This window comes from Arcobacter pernae (genome assembly GCF_049472135.1).
Classification (GTDB): domain Bacteria; phylum Campylobacterota; class Campylobacteria; order Campylobacterales; family Arcobacteraceae; genus Arcobacter_B.
This window is the reverse complement of sequence record NZ_JBMOVV010000016.1, coordinates 1-19,219: the sequence shown is the minus strand read 5'-3', so window position 1 is coordinate 19,219 and position 19,219 is coordinate 1. Positions and strand designations below refer to the sequence as shown.

Genomic DNA, 19,219 nt, shown 5'->3' with positions numbered 1-19,219 from the left:
ATAGTTTACTATTAATTTCCTGTATATAATTGTCTTGGTCTTGCAATTTTATGTTTAGGATCTTGTTTTAACTCAGACCATTGTGAAATCCATCCTGGAATTCTTCCGATAACAAAGATTGGAGTAAACATTTCTACTGGAATTTTAAGTGCAGTTAAAATTACACCTGAGTAGAAGTCGATATTTGGATATAATCCTCTTTCTTTGAAGTAATCATCATTTAATGCTGCTTCTTCAACTGCTGCTGCTACGTCTAGTAATTTAGAGTCTAAGTTTAACTCAACTCTTAATTGATCTTGTAGTCCTTTTAATGTTTCAGCTCTTGGATCTCTGTTTTTGTAAACTCTGTGTCCGAATCCCATTAGTCTGAATGGGTCATTTCTATCTTTTGCTTTTGCGATGTAAGTTGGAACATTTTTAACATCACCAATTAATTTTAATTGATCCATAACTTTTTCATTTGCACCACCATGAGCAGAACCCCATAATGCAGAAATACCAGATGCAATAGAAACATATGGGTGAGCTTCAGTTGAACCAACGTTTCTAACTGTAGTAGTAGAAGCATTTTGTTCGTGATCAGCATGTAAAGTTAAAATTGCATCTAATGCATCAACTTCAACTTGTTTAATTTCCTCATTTACACCATCACCTAAGTACTTCATTCTTCCACCTGGGTATGCTCTTAACATATATAAGAAGTTTTCAGTAAAGTATTTATTTACATCTGGGTAAATTAGTGGAGTACCAATTGAGTTTCTGTAAGCCATAGCTGCGATTGTAGGCATCTTAGCTAAGATTCTTCTTCTCATTGTTTTGAATTGCTCTTCATCTTCTAAATGTAAGTGATCTTTATAGAATGCTGATAATGCCATAGTTGCTGCACCCATAGTAGCCATTGGGTGTGCACCATCTGGTAATGCATCAAATAATCTAATGATACCTTCATTTAAGTAAGATCTATGTCTAATTTCTAAATCAAATGCTTTTGATTCTTCTTCAGAAGGTAATCTTCCCATCATTAATAAGTGACAAACATCAAGGTATGATTTTTTACCTGCTAAATCTTGAATAGGGTAACCTCTATATCTTAACTCTGAGTTCTCACCGTCAATAAATGTAATTTTTGATTCACAAGAAGCTGTTGAAGTATATCCTGGGTCATATGTAAACATTCCAGAATCTTTATAGAAAGTTGAAATATCAACAACGCTTGGTCCTCTTGTTCCATCTATAATATTGTATTCATACGTATCACCATTTCTATTGTCAGTAAGTGTCATAGTATTTTTTGCCATTAATTTCTCCTTTAGTAAATTGACTTAATTTTTTATTTTTAATTTTTAAAATGTGCTTCAAACTCATGTCTGAATTTCTCAACAATACTTTTTATTATATCTTTAACTGCTGGTGCAAATACACAAATAGTTTTTCCATTCATTGTATCACACACATCAAGTATTGTTGATAAATCTTCGTTCGAACCTTCACCATCTAAAATCTTTTTGATAATTTTATCTATCCATCCACAACCCTCTCTACAAGGTGTGCATTGTCCACAAGACTCATGATGATAAAACTCAATTAAGTTTTTAGCAACATCAACCATAGATACTCCATGGGGAATAATCATCATTCCTCCTGTACCTAAAGTTGAACCAATATCCCACATTGATTCATAATCTAAATATGCCTTCTCAACCTCCTGTGCAGTTAAGATAGGGCAAGAAGCTCCTCCTGGAATTACAGCTTTTAACTCTAATCCATCTTTAAGGCCTCCTCCTATCTTATTTATTACATCTATCATTTTATTTCCGTAAGCTAGTTCATAAACTCCTGGGTTTTTAACTGGTCCACTCATTGCAAATAACATAGTTCCTGGTGCTTTTTGTGTTCCATACTTTGTGTATGATTCATAACCATTTAACACAATATTTGGAACTGAAGCAATAGTCTCTACATTGTTTACAGTTGCAGGGTTTCCAAAGAACCATTCACACTCTTTTCCATGTGGTTTTAGTCTTGGATGACCTCTCTTACCTTCAATTGACTCAATTAGTGCAGATTTCTCTCCACAAATATAAGCACCTCCTCCTCTATGGACAGTTATATCCATTCTATAGTCATATTTATTCATAACTTTAGGACCAATAATTCCTGCTTCATATGCTTCTTCTATGGCTGCATTTAATCTATCTATAAAAAATTTATATTCACCTCTAATATAAATATAGCAATCATGTGCTCCAATAGCATAAGATGAACAAATAATACCTTCAATTAGTAAATGAGGGTCATATTGAAAGATCTGTCTATCTTTAAAAGTCCCAGGTTCACTCTCATCACCATTTGCTATTAAGTATCTTGGTCTATCATCAACAGGTGGCATTAGTTTCCATTTAGGTCCACATGCTGCTCCTCCACCACCTTTTCCTCTAAGTCCACTTTTACAAACTTCTTCTGTAACTTCATTGGGACTCATTGAAAATAGTTTATCTATTGATTCATATCTTCCATGCTTTAGTGCAACTTCTAATTTATGAGAATCAGGAATGTCAAAATTTTTACTTACGATTTTTACTATCATATCATCAGCACTCATTTTTTACACTCCTCTATAATCTCTTTTAGTTTTTCAACTGTCATATTTTCATGATACTTATTATTTAAAGCTATCATTGGTGCTCCACCACAAGCTCCTTGGCATTCTACTTCACTAAAATGAAATTTTCCATCTTTACTTGTTTGCCCAGGTTCAATTCCAATAGTATCTTTTATAAATTTCTTAAGTTCAGGTGCACCCATAATCATACATGAAAGTGTTTTACATAATTCAATATGGTAAGTTCCAATTGGTTTTAAATTAAACATAGTATAAAAAGTCGCAAAACTATGAACTTCTACAGGTGATTTTCCAAGTCTATCTGCCATAAAAATCATTGCATCAGGACTTACCCATCCTTCTTGTTCTTGAACTAGCCAAAGTCCTGGAAGCATCATTGCATCAGAATTTGGATATTTTTTAAGTAATCTTTGAAACTCTTTTTCATTTTCTGGCGTATATTTAAATTTACTCATTATCTATCGAACTCCCCTGCAATAAAGTTCATACTAGCCATTGTAACAATTGCATCAGCAAGCATTGAACCTTCTACTATTTTTGCATAAGCACCAAGTGAATAAAAACATGGAGGTCTACATTTTACTTTATAGGCACTTCCTGTTCCATCACTAACAATAAAGAATCCAAGCTCTCCATTTCCAGCTTCAGTTGAACCATAATACTCTCCTTTAGGAACTTTAATTCCCTCAAAAGTAAGTTTAAACTGATTCATTAAACCTTCAATATTTCCATACACATCTTTTTTGTCTGGTAAAATAATTCCTTGATGGTCAATGTTTAATGGACCATCTGGTAATTCTTTCATCGCTTGTCTAATGATTCTAATGCTTTGAGTCATCTCTTCAAATCTACACATCATTCTATCGTAAACATCACCATGACTACCTATAACAACGTCAAATTCGTAGTTTTCATAACCATAGTAAGGCTTATCTTTTCTTAAATCATGTGCAATACCAGTTGACCTAAGATTTGGTCCTGAAACTCCTGCACTAAGTGCAAATTCAGGTTTTATAACTCCTACATCTTGAGTTCTATCGTGGAAAATTCTATTTTTTGCTATTAGGCTTAATGCATCATCAATAGCAGTTTCAACATTTTTTAAAACTTGTTCTAAGTCTTCTTCAAAACCATCATATAAATCAAACTCTAATCCACCAATTCTAGTATATGAATTTGTAAGTCTAGCTCCTGTTAATTTTGAAAGTAAATCATAAGCATTGTCTCTTGGAGCAAATAAGTACCAGAAGTTTGTTAAACCTCCTAAGTCAACCATATTTGCTGCATTACAAACTAAGTGATCGATTATTCTGCTTAATTCTCCAATTACAACTCTAATAGCTTTAGCTCTTGCTGTAATATCAATATTTAACATCTCTTCTACAGCTTTTGAAAAACCAATGTTATTTAAAATTGCACTACAGTAGTTAAGTCTATCTGTATATGGAATAACCTGAGAGTAAGTATGTGTTTCACAAGATTTTTCAAAACCTCTATGTAAGTAACCAATTTCAGTTACACATGAAGTAATAGTTTCACCTTCCATTGCAACAAAGTTTCTAATAGTACCATGAGAAGCAGGGTGAGAAGGTCCTATATTTAACATCATAAGGTCATTTATCTCAGTTTCAGTATAACCTTTAGCATGTAATCTTGGTAACATCTCATCCATAAGATTTTCTGTTTCAGTACAAATTTGACCTTTAGTAACAGGGTAGTCTTTTCTTAGAGGATGTCCTATAAATTGATGATGGTTAAGAATTCTTTTTAGGTTTGGATGACCTTTGAATTTTATACCATATTGGTCATATGTTTCTCTTTCAGCCCAATTTGCCGCTTCAAAAAGTGATGTAATACTTTGAACTTCTAAAGTATCATCATTAACATAAGACTTTATACTTATTTGTTTTTTAAATGTTGAATCTCTTAAAATATAAACTATAGCAAATCTAGATGGTGTAATATCTGGATATTTTAAATAGTCAATAGCTGTAATATCTAAAAGAATAGTATATTTATCATCATTTTTTAATTTTGTAATTGTTGATAGTATATCATTTGAATCAATTAGCATATCACATTTAAGCATCTAAAAATCCTTTATACTCTTTGATTCTATCTTTTAATACAGATTCATCATTTGCTTTTTCTTGAATTCTCATAATTGCATCAAGAACAGCTTCTGGTCTTGGAGGACAACCTGCTATATACTCATCAACTGGAATTATTTGATCAATTCCTTGAACTGTAGTATAGTTATCGTAAAAACCACCAGAACAAGCACATGCACCCATTGAAATAACCCATTTAGGTTCACACATTTGTTCATAAATCTTTTTTAAAATTGGAGCTTGTTTATATGAAATAGTTCCAGCAACTATAAGTAAATCTGCTTGTCTTGGTGAAAATCTTACAACTTCTGCACCAAATCTTGATAAGTCATATTTAGCACCAGCAACTGACATAAACTCAATACCACAACAAGCAGTACCAAATGCCATAGGCCAAAGTGAATATGATCTTCCCCAGTTTACAGCATGGTCAAGTTTTGTAGTAACTATAGAGTCACCTAGTTTTGATTCAACACCTAATCCCATGATAAAGCCTTTTTCTTATACATATAGATTAGACCAAGGAATAAAAGTCCAATAAAGATGAACATTTTTATTAATCCTGTAGCTCCAAGTTCAGCAACATTAACTGCCCAAGGGAACATAAAGATTATTTCCACATCGAATAATAAAAAAGATATAGCTATTAAATAGAATTTAACAGAAAATCTAATGTTTGTATTTCCTATTGGATTAGATACACCACTTTCGTAAACACTGTTTTTCATTTCTGTATTTTCATTTCTAGGACCTATGAATTTAGTTAGTGTAAATACACCAACAAGAATTAATCCAATAGCAACAAAAATAACAGAGGCAAGAACAAGTTCTGTTGACATGTTAAATCCTATTTCTTAATATTATTTAAAGATTGTACTGTAATTTAAAATAGTAATAAAGTATTTTAGCTTTTTGTAAAAATTTAATATACATTGTGAGAAAAAAGGTAATACTTTATCTCACAAGGTTGTTAAAAAGCGTAACAAATTTTCCCTAAAGCCTCTTGTAATGGCTCTTTGCTAAGGGCTAAGTTTATTCTAAAATAGTTTTTACCATTGCTACCAAATGATACACCATCGTTTAAAGCTACTTTTGACTCAGTAAGTAACTTTTCTTTAATTTTATTATGTGGCAGTTCATAATCTTCAAAATTAAGCCATAACAGATATGTAGCTTCTGGCTTTACAAATTTAATTTTTGAGTTTTTGTTTCTTAGATATTTTTGTGTTAATTCAATATTTTTTTCTAAATAAAGTTTTAGTTCTTTAACATAGTTTGAACCTTCTTCATATGCAGCTTTAGTAGCTATATAACCAAAGAAATTAACTGAATTAATCTGTCTTTTTTGTGCAACTTTTCTAAATCTATCTAATAGCTCTTGGTTTTTAGATACAACATATGAAGTATTAAGTCCAGCTATATTAAAAGTTTTTCCTGCACTGTTTAAAGTAATAGTAATATTTGCTATTTTTTCACTAATTGAAGCTAGTGGTGTAAACTTTTTAAATGTAATATCTGAATGAATTTCATCTGATATTATAATAATATTATTTTCAAGACATATTTGTGCTAAATCTTCTAATTCTTCTTTATTCCAAACTCTACCTACTGGGTTATGCGGTGAACATAAACATAAAACTTTTGTATTTTTTGTGATTTTAGATTTTAAATCTTCTAAATCCATCGTGTAATACCCATTATTTACTTTAAGTTCGTTTACTACTACTTTTCTTTTATTAGCAGTAACACATTTAAATAAAGGAGGATAAACTGGTGTTTGAACAATTACTTCGTCCTCTTTATTAGGGCAAAATGCTTCAATACAAGCACTATAAGCTGGAACTACACCATTAACTATAAAAAGTTCATCTTTTGATATTTCCCATTGATGTTCATTTTTTTGCCAATTAATTATGGAATTATAAAACTCATCACTTGCATAACTATAACCATATACAGACTTTTTAGCAGCTTCAATTATTCTATTATTAATAAAATCTGGTGTTTTAAAATCCATATCTGCTACCCATAAGCCTTGTAAATCATCATAACCAAATACTTTTTTTAGGGCATCATGTTTTTCACAATTGCTGTTTTTTCTATCAATATTCTCATCGAAATTATAAATCATATATAAAACCTCTATTATAAACTATATTTTATTGATAAAATGATATAAGATTTATACTAATTATAAGGTTATTTAGGAAAGTTATGAAAGAAGCTATAGAACTATTAAAAAAGAATGATTTGTTAAGAGTAATTGATGATGAATTAGATATTTATTTAGAAATTCCTCATATTGCTTATGTTGAAGTAAAAAAAGAGGATTCAAAAGCCTTACTTTTTACAAATGTTGTTGATAAAAAAAACAATAAAAATTTTGATATGCCCGTATTAATGAATGTGTTCTGTAATGAGAAAGCAGTTAAATTATTCATTGGAGATGGAGATAAAATAGGTAGTGAAATTGAATCTTTATTAAAAATGAAGCCACCAACTACATTTAGTGAAAAACTATCAACATTTGGTAAGTTATTTGCTTTAAAAAATACTATTCCTAAAAAGAATAAAGGAAAGGGTGAATGTCAACAAGTAATAAAACTTGGAAATGATGCAAAACTGTCTGATTTACCTGTTTTAACTACTTGGGAACAAGATGGTGGTCCTTTCATTACAATGGGACAAGTTTATACAACTAGTTTAAATGGTGAAATGAAAAACTTAGGAATGTATAGATTACAAGTATATGATGATAATACACTTGGAATGCATTGGCAAATTCATAAAGATTCAAACCATTTCTTCCATGAGTATAAAAAAGCAGGTAAAAAAATGCCAGTTTCTATTGGAATAGGTGGAGATCCTATGTATATTTGGTGTGGGCAAGCACCATTACCTATTGGTATTTTTGAACTTATGCTTTATGGTTTTGTTAAAAATAAAAATGCTCAACTTGTAAAATCAATTACAAATGATATTTATGTACCAAGAGATAATGATTTTATTATTGAAGGATTTGTAGATACAAGTAAACTAAGAATAGAAGGTCCATTCGGTGATCATACTGGATATTACACATTAGAAGAAGAGTATCCATTTATGGAAGTAACAGCTATTACACATAAGAAAGAACCAACTTATTTAGCGACAGTTGTAGGAAAACCACCATTAGAAGATAAGTATATGGGACATGCTACAGAAAGAATTTTCTTGCCATTACTTAAAACAACTGCACCTGACTTAATAGATTATTATATGCCAGAAAATGGAGTTTTTCATAACTTGATTTTAGCAAAAATTAAAACTTTATACCCAGGACATGCTACTCAAATGATGCATGCATTTTGGGGAGTAGGGCAAATGTCATTTGTTAAACATGCAATTTTTGTAAATGAAGATGCTCCTGATTTAACTGACCATGAAGCTGTGGTAGAACATATTCTAAATAGAATCGATATTGATGATTTAATGGTTTCAAAAGGTGTAGTAGATGCACTTGATCACTCTTCTCCAAAGTTTGCTGTTGGAGGTAAACTAGGACTTGATTGTACAGGTGAGGAAATAGACTCATTAGGAATTACAATTTTAGAAGATAGTGAATTATTATCTAAAATGCAAGAAATAACTGATGAGGTTAAGCAATTAAAACAGTACTATACAAATACAAAAAATCCAGTTACTGTTATTACTGTTGATAAAAAAAGAAATCAAAAAGAAGTTTTTGAATCATTAAAGTCTTTATATGGCTATATTAAAATCTTAATTATTATTGATGATGCAAACCAAAATGATGTTGAAAATCCATATATGTTAGTGTGGAGAGTGGTAAATAATATTGATTCAAATAGAGATTTATTTATTGACTCAAATACATTATGTTTAGATGGAACAAATAAGAACTCATTAGACAATTTTAAAAGAAGATGGCCTGATGATGTTGATTGTTCAAAAGAGGTTATTGATTCATTAAGACAAAGAGGAATTTTAGATATAGACGATGAGTTTATTAAGAAGTTTCAACTTTAAAAGATAGGATTTTAAATCCCTATCTTTTAAAAAATTTTAGTAGAATTTTTACCATTATTTTTAACATAATACATAGCTTTATCAGCTCTTAAAACAATATCTTTTCTTGTATCAGTTTCTATAAATTGAGTTATACCAAAACTTGCTGTTACTTTTCTATTGATTTTAAAATCATAATTTTCAATTAAATTTTTTAAGTGATTTGCACTTTTTTGTGCATCTAATGCTGATGTATTAGGAAGTATTAATATAAATTCTTCTCCACCCCATCTTCCAAACATATCATCTTTTCTAATATGATCACTTATGATTTTAGATACTTTAATTAAAACTTTATCCCCAATTAGATGACCTAATTTATCATTTATAGATTTGAAATCATCAATGTCAATAAAAATTATTGAGAAAATAGTATCACTTTGTTTTGATTTTCTAATTAGTGTTGATAGTACTTTTTCTATTCTTCTTCTATTTAAAATCTTTGTTAGACTATCTTTATTTGCATAATCTAGAAGGTTGCTTTCTGCAATCTTTCTTTTTTTGATTTCTTTTCTCATTTTACCATTAATATAAATATAAAAAACAATGATAAGAATTAATGGAAATACATACTTGTAAACCCAAGAGTAATCTTTTATCTCTTGATAAACTATAAGTTGATACTTATTTATGATTTCTCTTTTTTCTTCTTCACTAATTTGATTAATAATCTTATTTAAAATAGGAATAACTTCTTTATTTTGTATGGAACTTTTTAATCTTATATCTATTGTATATGGTAATGTTCCAGCAATCTTTATATTATTGTGATTATTTCTTATTATATAGTGAGATAAAGATAATATGTTATCTATTACACCAAAAATGTTTTTTTTCTCAAGTTCATTAAAACCCTCATCAATATTATCTAGATATAAAAAATCAATATCAGTATGTTCTTTTTTTAATTTATTAAATAATGTTTTATTTCCAATAATTGCAACTTTTTTATTTTTCAAGACATACATATCAGAAATAAAGTTTTTATCATTATTAGTTGCAATAGCAACTGGCAATTTACTTAAAGGTAGAGTTGTTGTATTATTTATATTTTCATAATCAAACTCTAGTTTAATATCAAATGTTTGAATGGCGTTAAATAACTTTTCATCATTTGGTTTTTCAATTATATTAAATTTTGTGTTGAGTTTTTTACCAATAATATTCCAAAAGTCTATTTCTAAACCTGAAAACTCATTTTCTTTTGTAAAAGAAAAAGGAATATCCAAATCGTTAACTAAAAGTGTAAATGAATTGTTTTTCAAATAGTTTTTTTCAAAATCATTAAAAAGTATCTTATTTTCATCGTATAAAAATGTATCAATCTTTAAATCACTATTTTTACCTAACTCTAAAAGTAAATATAATCTTTTTATTTCATTTATTTTTTCAATATCAATATTTCCTAAATGCCCTTCATCATATTTTGCAAGTTTTTTTAATACTCTTCCTTCATAAATCAGTGAATTTAATGTCTTATTTTGAGTATTATATTTTTCATATATGATATTTGCAGTCTCTTCAATATTATCAAAAGCATAAGACCAACCCTTCATTGTTGCATCATAAAAGTTTTTAACCCTTAAGGGGTAGTTTTTTACCTCTTTATTTGATGTAAATAAAATACCTCCATAAAAATCAAAACCGTAATCTGCAGGATTAAATATATTATATGAAATATTTTTTTCTGTTAATATGTATGGCTCATTTGATAAGTAACAGGCCATAGCATCAGTTTTTCTATCTATTAAATCATCAAGTTTAAAAGAGTGTGGAATAAAATTAATTTTATTACTTTTAACTCCTTGAGATTTTATCATTGAAATAATGTTTGCTGTTTCCTTTGCATCACTTGTTAACATGACTTTTTTATTTATTAGTTTTTCAATAGTATCAATACCAGAGTCTTTTCTTGTTAATAAAACCATAGGAGAATTTTGATAAATAGCTGCAAGTAGAGTGATTTCTTTCTCATTTAATCTTTCAATTATAAGAGAAGATTTACCAATAGCATAATGGGATTGATTGATTAATGTGTCATCTATTAATTTTGTATTAGATGTAAACTCTTTTATATTTACATCTAATCCATTTTGTTCATAAAAACCTTTTTCTTTTGCAATATAATAACCTGCAAATTGAAATTGATGCAACCAATCTAATTGAAGAGTTACACTATCTAGTTTTTGTGAAAAAGAGAAATTGAACAATAGTAATAATAATATAATGACTTTTTTTAATTTCATAAAGTCAATTATACACTAAATATATTAAATAATACTAGCCTTTGATACTAAATTGTTATTTTTCAATAATTTTTATATCATCAGTTGAAATTTCTAAATAACAATTATTATTCTTTATGAAGTCAATATTTTCAACTTGTGAATGAAGTAAGTTATCATGCTCTATATTTTTTAATTTATAAATCACTTCATAGCTTTCACCATAATAAGAATAGTCGATAATTTCAACTTCAAAATCATTTTTTATAGTTGTTAATTTACATTTATTAGTATTTGTAATAGCAACTTGATTATCACTCTTTTTTATCTCAAGTTTTTCTAAAAGTTTATGAGGAATAATATTGATTTCAGATAGAAAGTTTGCAATATAATAGTTTTTTGGATTGTTATACATGTTTTGAGCAGTATCAAACTGTATCATTTTTTTATCATTTATAATACCAATTTTGTCAGATATACTTAATGCTTCTTTTTTATCATGAGTAACTAATATTGCACTTAGTTCATATTTTTTTATTAAATTTTTCACCCACATTTTAGTTTTGTATCTTAATTGGGAGTCAAGATTTGCAAATGGTTCATCAAGTAAGAGTATCTTAGGATTATTTGCCATAGCTCTTGCAATTGCCACTCTTTGTTGTTGTCCACCTGATAATTGATGTATTTGTTTTTTTCTATGATCAACAATATCAAACTGTTCTAAAAGTTTAAGTACTTTTTTCTCTCTATCTTTTTTTGATAGTTTGTCTAAAGCAAATGCAATATTCTCCTCAACATTTAGATGAGGGAATAGTGCATAATCTTGAAATATATAACCAACTTCTCTATTTTTTTCATATACATCTTTAGAAGAAACACAAGCATTACCAATACATATTTCTCCGCCATGCTCTTTTTGAAGACCAGCTATTGCTCTTAAAATTGTTGTTTTACCACAACCACTTTTTCCAAGTAGAGTAACTATTTCACCTTTTTTTACATCAAAGTTAATATCTTCTAATATTTTTGTTTCGCCAAATGAGATTGAAAAATTATTTACAGTAACCATTTTATACCTTATTCATGTTTTTTGCAAGTAGAATCACTGAAACCATTCCAATTAAAATAATGAACATTGAAGGTACAGAAGATTCTATAATTTGTGCTTGTTGTGTTAATTCTAATGCTCTGATTGCTAATGTATCATAATTGAATGGTCTTAGAATCATAGTAAGAGGTAATTCTTTAATAACTTCAATAAATATTACTATAAAAGCTGAAAATGCAGTATTTTTTAGTAAAGGAATATATATTTTAAAGAATGTTTTTTTATCTCCAATATTTAAAATTTTAGCTGCATCATCATATGAAGTAGGGATTCTTGAAAATCCAGATTCAAAACTATTAATAGAAATAGCTAAAAATCTTACACAATATCCGAATACAACAGCAATTATTGTTCCTGAAATTATAAATGTATCAGAAAAAATATCAAAGAAATATTTGTCTAATACAGCAAAAAATGAAAGTATCCCAACACCTACAACAGCTCCAGGTATTGAATATCCCATTTTTACTATTTGTGTTAAAATTGAAGAAGATTTGTCATTATTTAATCTAACATTATATACAAATAATAACGCTAATGCTGTTATTATAAATGCAGAAGAAATTGCAAGAGTTAAAGTTTGATATAGAAGTGTCATAAAGTCTTCATCAATTATTTCTTCATATGACAGCATAAACCAATAGCATAGTTGAATAAATGGTAAAAGGAAACCTAAGAAAAATGGGATAAAACATAAAATAAATGCACCAATGTTTTTACTACCAGTAAGTTTAATTTTATCAATAGGTTTAAAGTCCTTACCTGAACTTTTATAAACTTTATTTCTTCTTTGAAGTCTTTCTAAAACTATAATTATAAATACAAATGTCATTAAAATACTTGCTAGTTTTGCTGCATCTTCAACAGAACCCATTCCAAACCAAGCTCTAAAAATTCCAGTTACAAATGTACTTACTCCAAAATATTCCATTACTCCAAAATCAGCTATAGCTTCCATTACAGCAAGAGTAACACCAGCAACAATTGCTGGTCTTGATACAGGTAAAATTACTTTTTTTAGTATTTGCCAAGAAGATAAATTAAATGTTTTTGCTGCATCTATAATTGAAGCAGATTCGAAAGATAAATATGTCTTACAAATTAAATATACATAAGGGTATAAAACTAATGACATAATTATAATAGCACCTTCTATAGACATAATATCAAAGAAATAGACTTCATCAATTGATGTGTTAAATAAGTCTAATACAAATGTAGTTACACTTCCTGTAATATCAAACATTCCTCCATAAATAAATGCCATTATGTAAGTAGGTATAGCAAATGGTAAAATTAAAGCATAATGAAAAAAGTTAGAGAATGTAAATGTATATAAAGATGTTAGATATGCTGTGGTAAAACCTATTATTCCTGTTAGGATTGCAACACCAAACATTATGTATAGTGTATTAAAGATATATTCATATAATAGAGTATCCTTCAAGTGTTGCCAATTGTCACTTGAACCTGAAAAAAGATATAAAAATATTATGATTGCTGGTGCACTAATAAGTAGTGTGAGAATTACACTACTTATCTTTAATTTTGAAAAATTGTTTATCAATTATTATTACTTCCATCCTGCTTTATCAAAAATTCTGATTGCAGCTGCGTTATTTTCACCTAAAGTGTTAATCGAGATTGTATCATCTTTAAACTGACCCCAAGATGAAACAATGTCAGAACTTTTAACTCCCGCTAATACAGGGTACTCATAGTTACCTTTAGCGAATAATTCTTGTGCATCTTTTGAAGCCATAAATTCAATAAATTTAACTGCATTTTCTTTATTTGGAGCATATTTAGCTACACCTGCACCAGATACATTGATATGAGTTCCACCATTTTTAAATTCTGGGAAGAAAATTTTAACTTTTTTTACTGATTCTCTTTGTGATACATCTTTGTTATCAACCATTTTACCAATGTAGTAAGTATTTGCAATTGCAATTGAACCAATTCCATTAGCTACTGCTTTTACTTGATATCTGTCATTACCTTTAGGAGCTTTAGCCATATTTGCTACAACACCTTTTGCCCATTCTAGAGCTTTTTCTTCACCATGGTGTGCAATCATTGCTGCTAATAAAGATTGGTTATAAATGTTATTTGATGATCTAACCATAATTTGACCTTTGAATTTTGGGTCTGCTAAATCTTCATATGTAGATAATTTTCCTTCTACTTCTGAACCAATTCTATATACTGCTACTCTTGATCTTTTTGTTAATGCAAACCATTTGTTATCTTTATCTCTTAAGTTTGCTGGAATGTTTGTTGTTAAGTAATTTGAATCAATAGATTGTAATAAATCTTTTTGTTTTGCTTGGAATAATCTTCCTGCATCAACTGTAATTAATACATCAGCAGGTGATTTTGCACCTTCACTTTCCATTCTTTTAATTAAAGCAGATGCTTTAGCATTTACTACATTTACCTTAATCCCTGTTTTTTCTTCAAACATTTTGAATAATTGTTTATCTGTATCATAGTGTCTATGAGAATAAACATTTACTTCTGAACTTGCAAATAATGAACTTGCTAATACTACGGCTGTTAATGCTAACTTTTTTAACATAATTTTCCTTTTTATTTATACTATACTGATAATTGTTATCGAAATTATAATCAAGTAAAACTTTAATTAAACTTAATAGTAAGAATGATTATCAAATTAAATTAAACTACTTTAATAAAAAAATACAATTTTATTGATATAATTACTACAATAATTTAGATATATCATTTATTGATATATACAGAGGTAAATAATTTATGATATTAATGATTGACAACTATGACTCTTTTACATATAACATAGTTCAATACTGTTTAGAATTAGGGGCTGATTTAAAAGTAATTAGAAATGATGAATTAACAGTTGAAGAAATTGAAGCTTTAAATCCTGAGAAGATTATCTTATCTCCAGGACCTGCAACTCCAAATGAAGCGGGAGTTTGTTTAGATGTTATAAAACATTTTGCAGATAAAAAACCAATTTTTGGAATTTGTTTAGGTCACCAAAGTATTGCACAAGTATTTGGTGCTAAAGTTATTAAAGCTAAAAATATGATGCATGGTAAAACATCAAAAATAAAAGTAATCAATGATTCAGTAATTTTTAAAGACATTCCAAAAGAGTTTACTCAAACTAGATATCACTCTTTAACTGTTGAAAAACAGAGTGTTCCAGAAATAGTTATCCCAACATCTATTAGTTTAGATGATGAAGAAATTATGTCTTTAGAAATTAAAGGTAAACAAATATATGGAGTACAATTTCATCCAGAGTCAATTATGAGTGAATATGGATATGAAATGTTAGATAATTTCTTAAAGTTATAATATGACAAATATAAAATATGACTATTTATTTTATTTTATTCTTTCAATATTAGTAGTTATATTAATTTATGCTTCAAATACATTAAGCATCTCATATAAAGAAGCATTAAATGTATTTGAAAATAGTTCAGTTTTAACTTATATCACAAAAACTTCAATTTATATTTTTGGTCAAAACGATATTGCCTTAAGGCTACCATTTATTGTTTTTTATACATTAAGTGTTTTATTAATGTATAAATTGACATTAAACTACTTTAAATATAAAAAAGATCAATTCTTATCAATTCTTATATTTATGATATTGCCTGGTGTTTTAAGTGCATCTCTTCTTGTAAATAGTGCGATAGTTGTACTATTTTTCACTTTATTATATATATACATTTATGAGAAAAATAAAGAACATCCAATTTGGCTTTTATTTTTATTAGTATTTATTGATAATTCATTTGCAATTTTCTTTTTGGCATTATTTTTCTTCTCTTTGAAAGAAAAAGAAAAAAAACTAATATATCTTTCACTTTTTTTGTTCTCATTGTCCATGTATATTTATGGTTTCCAAACAGAAGGAAAGCCTAAAGGGTATTTCTTAGATACTTTTGCTATATATGCAACAATTTTCTCTCCTTTAATGTTTATATATTTTATATATACAATATACAGAGCTGGAATAAAAAATGAAAGAACCTTTGTTTGGTATATTTCAACTACAGCTTTATTAGTGTCACTACTTTTTTCTTTTAGGCAAAGAGTATATATTGAAGACTTTGCTCCTTATGTTGTAATATCTATACCTTTTATGTTAAAAATGTTTTATCATTCATATCGAGTTAGATTATCGGTTTTTAGAAGAAAACATTACATCTTGGGTTTGATTGTATTATTTATGTTATTAGTAAATTGTTTATTAACAATAATAAATAAACCTTTATATTTATTTTTACCAGATGAGAAAAAACATTTTGCATATAAATATCATTTTGCAAAAGATATAGCTAGCAAATTAAAATCATATGGAATAAATAAAATTAATGTTAATGATGAAAGATTACAGTTAAGATTAAAATATTATGGTATTGAAAAAGGAAATCAATTTTATGTTTCAAAAAATAAAAATGAAAATGTAATTAAAACTCTAATAATTTCTTATTACAATAAAGAATTAATTAAACTATATATTTATGAAAAAAAATAGTTTTACAATTTTAGAATTAATATTAGTTATTGTTTTACTTTCAATCCTATATTCTATATTTAAAATTAACACTCCTAAAAATAAAATTGATGAATTAACAAACAGACTTTCACTTCAATTAAAATATTTAAGATATAAAGCACTTATTGATTCAAAAAAATCTTATTCAGAAGAAGTATGGTTTAAAAAAAGATGGACATTAAAATTTTACAGATGTAGAGAAGAAGTAGGAGGAATATATTATGTCATATATTCAGATAGTAATATGCAAGGTCATCCAAATAAAACAGAAAGTTTGAAAGATCCATTATCTAATAAATATATTTACAATTCAAATAGTTGTCAAGAAAAAGATGATTTAAGTAAATATTCTTTATTAACTAAAAACTATTTCATTGATAAAATTCAATTGTCATGTAATAATACTAGTTCCTTAGGTCAAATATCATTTTCAAATGATGGAAAGATTTATACAAAACTTTCAAATAATGATAGTAAATCAATTTTAGTAGAAGATTGTAAAGTAAAAATCATTGATAAATACGAAAATATAAGAGAAATAGAGATAAAAAAAGAAACATCATACATAAAAATTAACTAAAAATCTAATAAACACAATAAAAAGATAGCAAAACTCATAAATTATAAAATTTAAGCTTTTATTAAGAGTTTTCTCTTGACAAAGGGGGATAATTTGTCTATAATTCCCGTCCAATTTCAGAGGAACGACACAAAGTTCTAAAGAGATATGATCTTTAAAAACGAAGGTTAATAAGAAGTAATTTTTATAAACCGAATATAGAAAAAACGATAAAAAAACAAGAAAAATAATTCTTGTCTATTTAAGCTTTTTACATTTATGTAAAAACACTTGAGTGATAATTTTGTTTAATGGAAACAAAAATTGTCAGTTTCAAACACTTTATTATGGAGAGTTTGATCCTGGCTCAGAGTGAACGCTGGCGGCGTGCTTAACACATGCAAGTCGAACGAGAACGGGTTATAGCTTGCTATAACTGTCAGCTAAGTGGCGCACGGGTGAGTAATATATAGGTAATGTGCCCTAGAGAGGGGGATAACAGTTGGAAACGACTGCTAACACCCCATATGCCTTTAAAACATAAGTTTGCAAGGGAAATATTTATAGCTCTAGGATCGGCCTGTACGGTATCAGCTTGTTGGTGAGGTAATGGCTCACCAAGGCTATGACGCCTAACTGGTTTGAGAGGATGATCAGTCACACTGGAACTGAGACACGGTCCAGACTCCTACGGGAGGCAGCAGTGGGGAATATTGCACAATGGGGGAAACCCTGATGCAGCAACGCCGCGTGGAGGATGACACATTTCGGTGCGTAAACTCCTTTTATATAGGAAGATAATGACGGTACTATATGAATAAGCGCCGGCTAACTCCGTGCCAGCAGCCGCGGTAATACGGAGGGCGCAAGCGTTACTCGGAATCACTGGGCGTAAAGAGCGTGTAGGCGGGTAATTAAGTCAGGAGTGAAATCCTATGGCTCAACCATAGAACTGCTCTTGAAACTGATTACCTAGAATATGGGAGAGGTAGATGGAATTTCTGGTGTAGGGGTAAAATCCGTAGAGATCAGAAGGAATACCGATTGCGAAGGCGATCTACTGGAACATTATTGACGCTGAGACGCGAAAGCGTGGGGAGCAAACAGGATTAGATACCCTGGTAGTCCACGCCCTAAACGATGTACACTAGTTGTTGTGAGGCTAGACCTTGCAGTAATGCAGTAAACACATTAAGTGTACCGCCTGGGGAGTACGGTCGCAAGATTAAAACTCAAAGGAATAGACGGGGACCCGCACAAGCGGTGGAGCATGTGGTTTAATTCGACGATACGCGAAGAACCTTACCTGGACTTGACATAGTAAGAACTTTCTAGAGATAGATTGGTGTCTGCTTGCAGAAACTTATATACAGGTGCTGCACGGCTGTCGTCAGCTCGTGTCGTGAGATGTTGGGTTAAGTCCCGCAACGAGCGCAACCCTCGTCGTTAGTTGCTAACAGTTCGGCTGAGAACTCTAACGAGACTGCCTACGCAAGTAGGAGGAAGGTGAGGACGACGTCAAGTCATCATGGCCCTTACGTCCAGGGCTACACACGTGCTACAATGGGGTATACAAAGAGCCGCGATACCGTGAGGTGGAGCAAATCTCAAAAATATCTCCCAGTTCGGATTGTAGTCTGCAACTCGACTACATGAAGTTGGAATCGCTAGTAATCGTAGATCAGCAATGCTACGGTGAATACGTTCCCGGGTCTTGTACTCACCGCCCGTCACACCATGGGAGTTGAACTCATTCGAAGCGGGGATGCTAAGGTAGCTACCCTCCACAGTGGATTCAGCGACTGGGGTGAAGTCGTAACAAGGTAACCGTAGGAGAACCTGCGGTTGGATCACCTCCTTTCAGAGAAGAGAGAAGTTATTCGATTAACTTCTCCAAAGCTATCAAAGATAGCAAATAAAAAAGGTATATCAACCTTTCTATATTCGGTTTATAAAGATTA

At 29.3% G+C, this 19,219-nt stretch carries 15 protein-coding genes and 1 rRNA gene; 5 read left to right on the top strand and 11 right to left on the bottom strand.

All coding sequences use genetic code 11. The features are described from left to right. Positions 1 to 11: 11 nt before the first annotated feature. From ACH5BF_RS13500 to ACH5BF_RS13470, 7 genes are all read right to left on the bottom strand, one after another. Entirely contained in the window at positions 12 to 1,298 is a 1,287-nt protein-coding gene (locus tag ACH5BF_RS13500; RefSeq protein WP_423274782.1) for a citrate synthase, read from the bottom strand. 38 nt (positions 1,299 to 1,336) lie between these two features. Beyond that, positions 1,337 to 2,587 carry an NADH-quinone oxidoreductase subunit NuoF gene (nuoF, locus tag ACH5BF_RS13495; RefSeq protein WP_423274821.1) on the bottom strand — a complete coding sequence of 417 codons (1,251 nt, stop codon included), beginning with the start codon at positions 2,585 to 2,587 and terminating at the stop codon, positions 1,337 to 1,339. Positions 2,588 to 2,598: 11 nt separating this feature from the next. Next, entirely contained in the window at positions 2,599 to 3,078 is a 480-nt protein-coding gene (locus tag ACH5BF_RS13490; RefSeq protein ID WP_423274781.1) for an NADH-quinone oxidoreductase subunit NuoE family protein, read from the bottom strand. Beyond that, complete coding sequence (locus tag ACH5BF_RS13485; protein WP_423274780.1) at positions 3,078 to 4,712, bottom strand: NADH-quinone oxidoreductase subunit D; 1,635 nt, start codon at positions 4,710 to 4,712, stop codon at positions 3,078 to 3,080. Before ACH5BF_RS13485 ends, ACH5BF_RS13490 begins: the two co-directional genes overlap by 1 nt. After that, the gene (locus ACH5BF_RS13480; protein WP_423274779.1) at positions 4,705 to 5,220 is read right to left on the bottom strand and encodes an NADH-quinone oxidoreductase subunit B; all 516 of its coding nucleotides are present in this window, start codon (positions 5,218 to 5,220) and stop codon (positions 4,705 to 4,707) included. The genes ACH5BF_RS13485 and ACH5BF_RS13480 overlap by 8 nt, the downstream gene beginning before the upstream one ends. Further along, positions 5,211 to 5,573 (bottom strand): NADH-quinone oxidoreductase subunit A, encoded by a 363-nt coding sequence (locus tag ACH5BF_RS13475; protein WP_423274778.1) that lies wholly within the window; start codon positions 5,571 to 5,573, stop codon positions 5,211 to 5,213. Before ACH5BF_RS13475 ends, ACH5BF_RS13480 begins: the two co-directional genes overlap by 10 nt. 131 nt (positions 5,574 to 5,704) lie before the next feature. Then, positions 5,705 to 6,865: a MalY/PatB family protein gene (locus ACH5BF_RS13470; protein ID WP_423274777.1), complete on the bottom strand. Its 1,161-nt coding sequence runs from the start codon at positions 6,863 to 6,865 to the stop codon at positions 5,705 to 5,707. 83 nt (positions 6,866 to 6,948) lie between these two features. Between ACH5BF_RS13470 and ACH5BF_RS13465 the strand changes: the two genes are divergently transcribed. Then, the gene (locus ACH5BF_RS13465) at positions 6,949 to 8,763 is read left to right on the top strand and encodes a menaquinone biosynthesis decarboxylase (protein WP_423274776.1); all 1,815 of its coding nucleotides are present in this window, start codon (positions 6,949 to 6,951) and stop codon (positions 8,761 to 8,763) included. A gap of 26 nt (positions 8,764 to 8,789) precedes the next feature. Here the strand turns inward: ACH5BF_RS13465 and ACH5BF_RS13460 are convergent, their stop codons facing one another. From ACH5BF_RS13460 to ACH5BF_RS13445, 4 genes are all read right to left on the bottom strand, one after another. Further along, positions 8,790 to 11,012 (bottom strand): transporter substrate-binding domain-containing diguanylate cyclase, encoded by a 2,223-nt coding sequence (locus tag ACH5BF_RS13460; protein ID WP_423274775.1) that lies wholly within the window; start codon positions 11,010 to 11,012, stop codon positions 8,790 to 8,792. Between the two features lie 91 nt (positions 11,013 to 11,103). Beyond that, positions 11,104 to 12,096 (bottom strand): ABC transporter ATP-binding protein, encoded by a 993-nt coding sequence (locus ACH5BF_RS13455; RefSeq protein WP_423274774.1) that lies wholly within the window; start codon positions 12,094 to 12,096, stop codon positions 11,104 to 11,106. 1 nt (position 12,097) lies between these two features. Beyond that, a complete protein-coding gene (locus ACH5BF_RS13450; protein WP_423274773.1) occupies positions 12,098 to 13,702 on the bottom strand; it encodes an ABC transporter permease in 1,605 nt (534 codons plus the stop codon). Between the two features lie 6 nt (positions 13,703 to 13,708). Next, positions 13,709 to 14,716 (bottom strand): Fe(3+) ABC transporter substrate-binding protein, encoded by a 1,008-nt coding sequence (locus ACH5BF_RS13445; RefSeq protein WP_423274772.1) that lies wholly within the window; start codon positions 14,714 to 14,716, stop codon positions 13,709 to 13,711. 197 nt (positions 14,717 to 14,913) lie between these two features. On the opposite strand from ACH5BF_RS13445, the gene ACH5BF_RS13440 reads away from it, so the two are divergent. The 4 genes from ACH5BF_RS13440 to ACH5BF_RS13425 all read left to right on the top strand — a co-directional run bounded on the left by ACH5BF_RS13440 (position 14,914) and on the right by ACH5BF_RS13425 (position 19,119). Next, positions 14,914 to 15,483, top strand: coding sequence for an anthranilate synthase component II (locus ACH5BF_RS13440; protein WP_423274771.1), 570 nt, complete (start codon positions 14,914 to 14,916; stop codon positions 15,481 to 15,483). Between the two features lies 1 nt (position 15,484). Next, positions 15,485 to 16,678, top strand: coding sequence for an ArnT family glycosyltransferase (locus ACH5BF_RS13435; protein ID WP_423274770.1), 1,194 nt, complete (start codon positions 15,485 to 15,487; stop codon positions 16,676 to 16,678). After that, entirely contained in the window at positions 16,665 to 17,279 is a 615-nt protein-coding gene (locus ACH5BF_RS13430; RefSeq protein WP_423274769.1) for a type II secretion system protein, read from the top strand. The genes ACH5BF_RS13435 and ACH5BF_RS13430 overlap by 14 nt, the downstream gene beginning before the upstream one ends. Before the next feature lie 323 nt (positions 17,280 to 17,602). After that, a 16S ribosomal RNA gene (locus ACH5BF_RS13425) occupies positions 17,603 to 19,119 on the top strand. The last annotated feature ends 100 nt before the right edge of the window (positions 19,120 to 19,219 follow it).

Coding starts and splice junctions, on each gene's coding strand:
- ACH5BF_RS13500 (WP_423274782.1), bottom strand. CDS start 1,298: ATGGCAAAAAATACTATGACACTTACTGACAATAGAAATGGTGATACG.
- nuoF (WP_423274821.1), bottom strand. CDS start 2,587: ATGATAGTAAAAATCGTAAGTAAAAATTTTGACATTCCTGATTCTCAT.
- ACH5BF_RS13490 (WP_423274781.1), bottom strand. CDS start 3,078: ATGAGTAAATTTAAATATACGCCAGAAAATGAAAAAGAGTTTCAAAGA.
- ACH5BF_RS13485 (WP_423274780.1), bottom strand. CDS start 4,712: ATGCTTAAATGTGATATGCTAATTGATTCAAATGATATACTATCAACA.
- ACH5BF_RS13480 (WP_423274779.1), bottom strand. CDS start 5,220: ATGGGATTAGGTGTTGAATCAAAACTAGGTGACTCTATAGTTACTACA.
- ACH5BF_RS13475 (WP_423274778.1), bottom strand. CDS start 5,573: ATGTCAACAGAACTTGTTCTTGCCTCTGTTATTTTTGTTGCTATTGGA.
- ACH5BF_RS13470 (WP_423274777.1), bottom strand. CDS start 6,865: ATGATTTATAATTTCGATGAGAATATTGATAGAAAAAACAGCAATTGT.
- ACH5BF_RS13465 (WP_423274776.1), top strand. CDS start 6,949: ATGAAAGAAGCTATAGAACTATTAAAAAAGAATGATTTGTTAAGAGTA.
- ACH5BF_RS13455 (WP_423274774.1), bottom strand. CDS start 12,096: ATGGTTACTGTAAATAATTTTTCAATCTCATTTGGCGAAACAAAAATA.
- ACH5BF_RS13445 (WP_423274772.1), bottom strand. CDS start 14,716: ATGTTAAAAAAGTTAGCATTAACAGCCGTAGTATTAGCAAGTTCATTA.
- ACH5BF_RS13440 (WP_423274771.1), top strand. CDS start 14,914: ATGATATTAATGATTGACAACTATGACTCTTTTACATATAACATAGTT.
- ACH5BF_RS13435 (WP_423274770.1), top strand. CDS start 15,485: ATGACAAATATAAAATATGACTATTTATTTTATTTTATTCTTTCAATA.
- ACH5BF_RS13430 (WP_423274769.1), top strand. CDS start 16,665: ATGAAAAAAAATAGTTTTACAATTTTAGAATTAATATTAGTTATTGTT.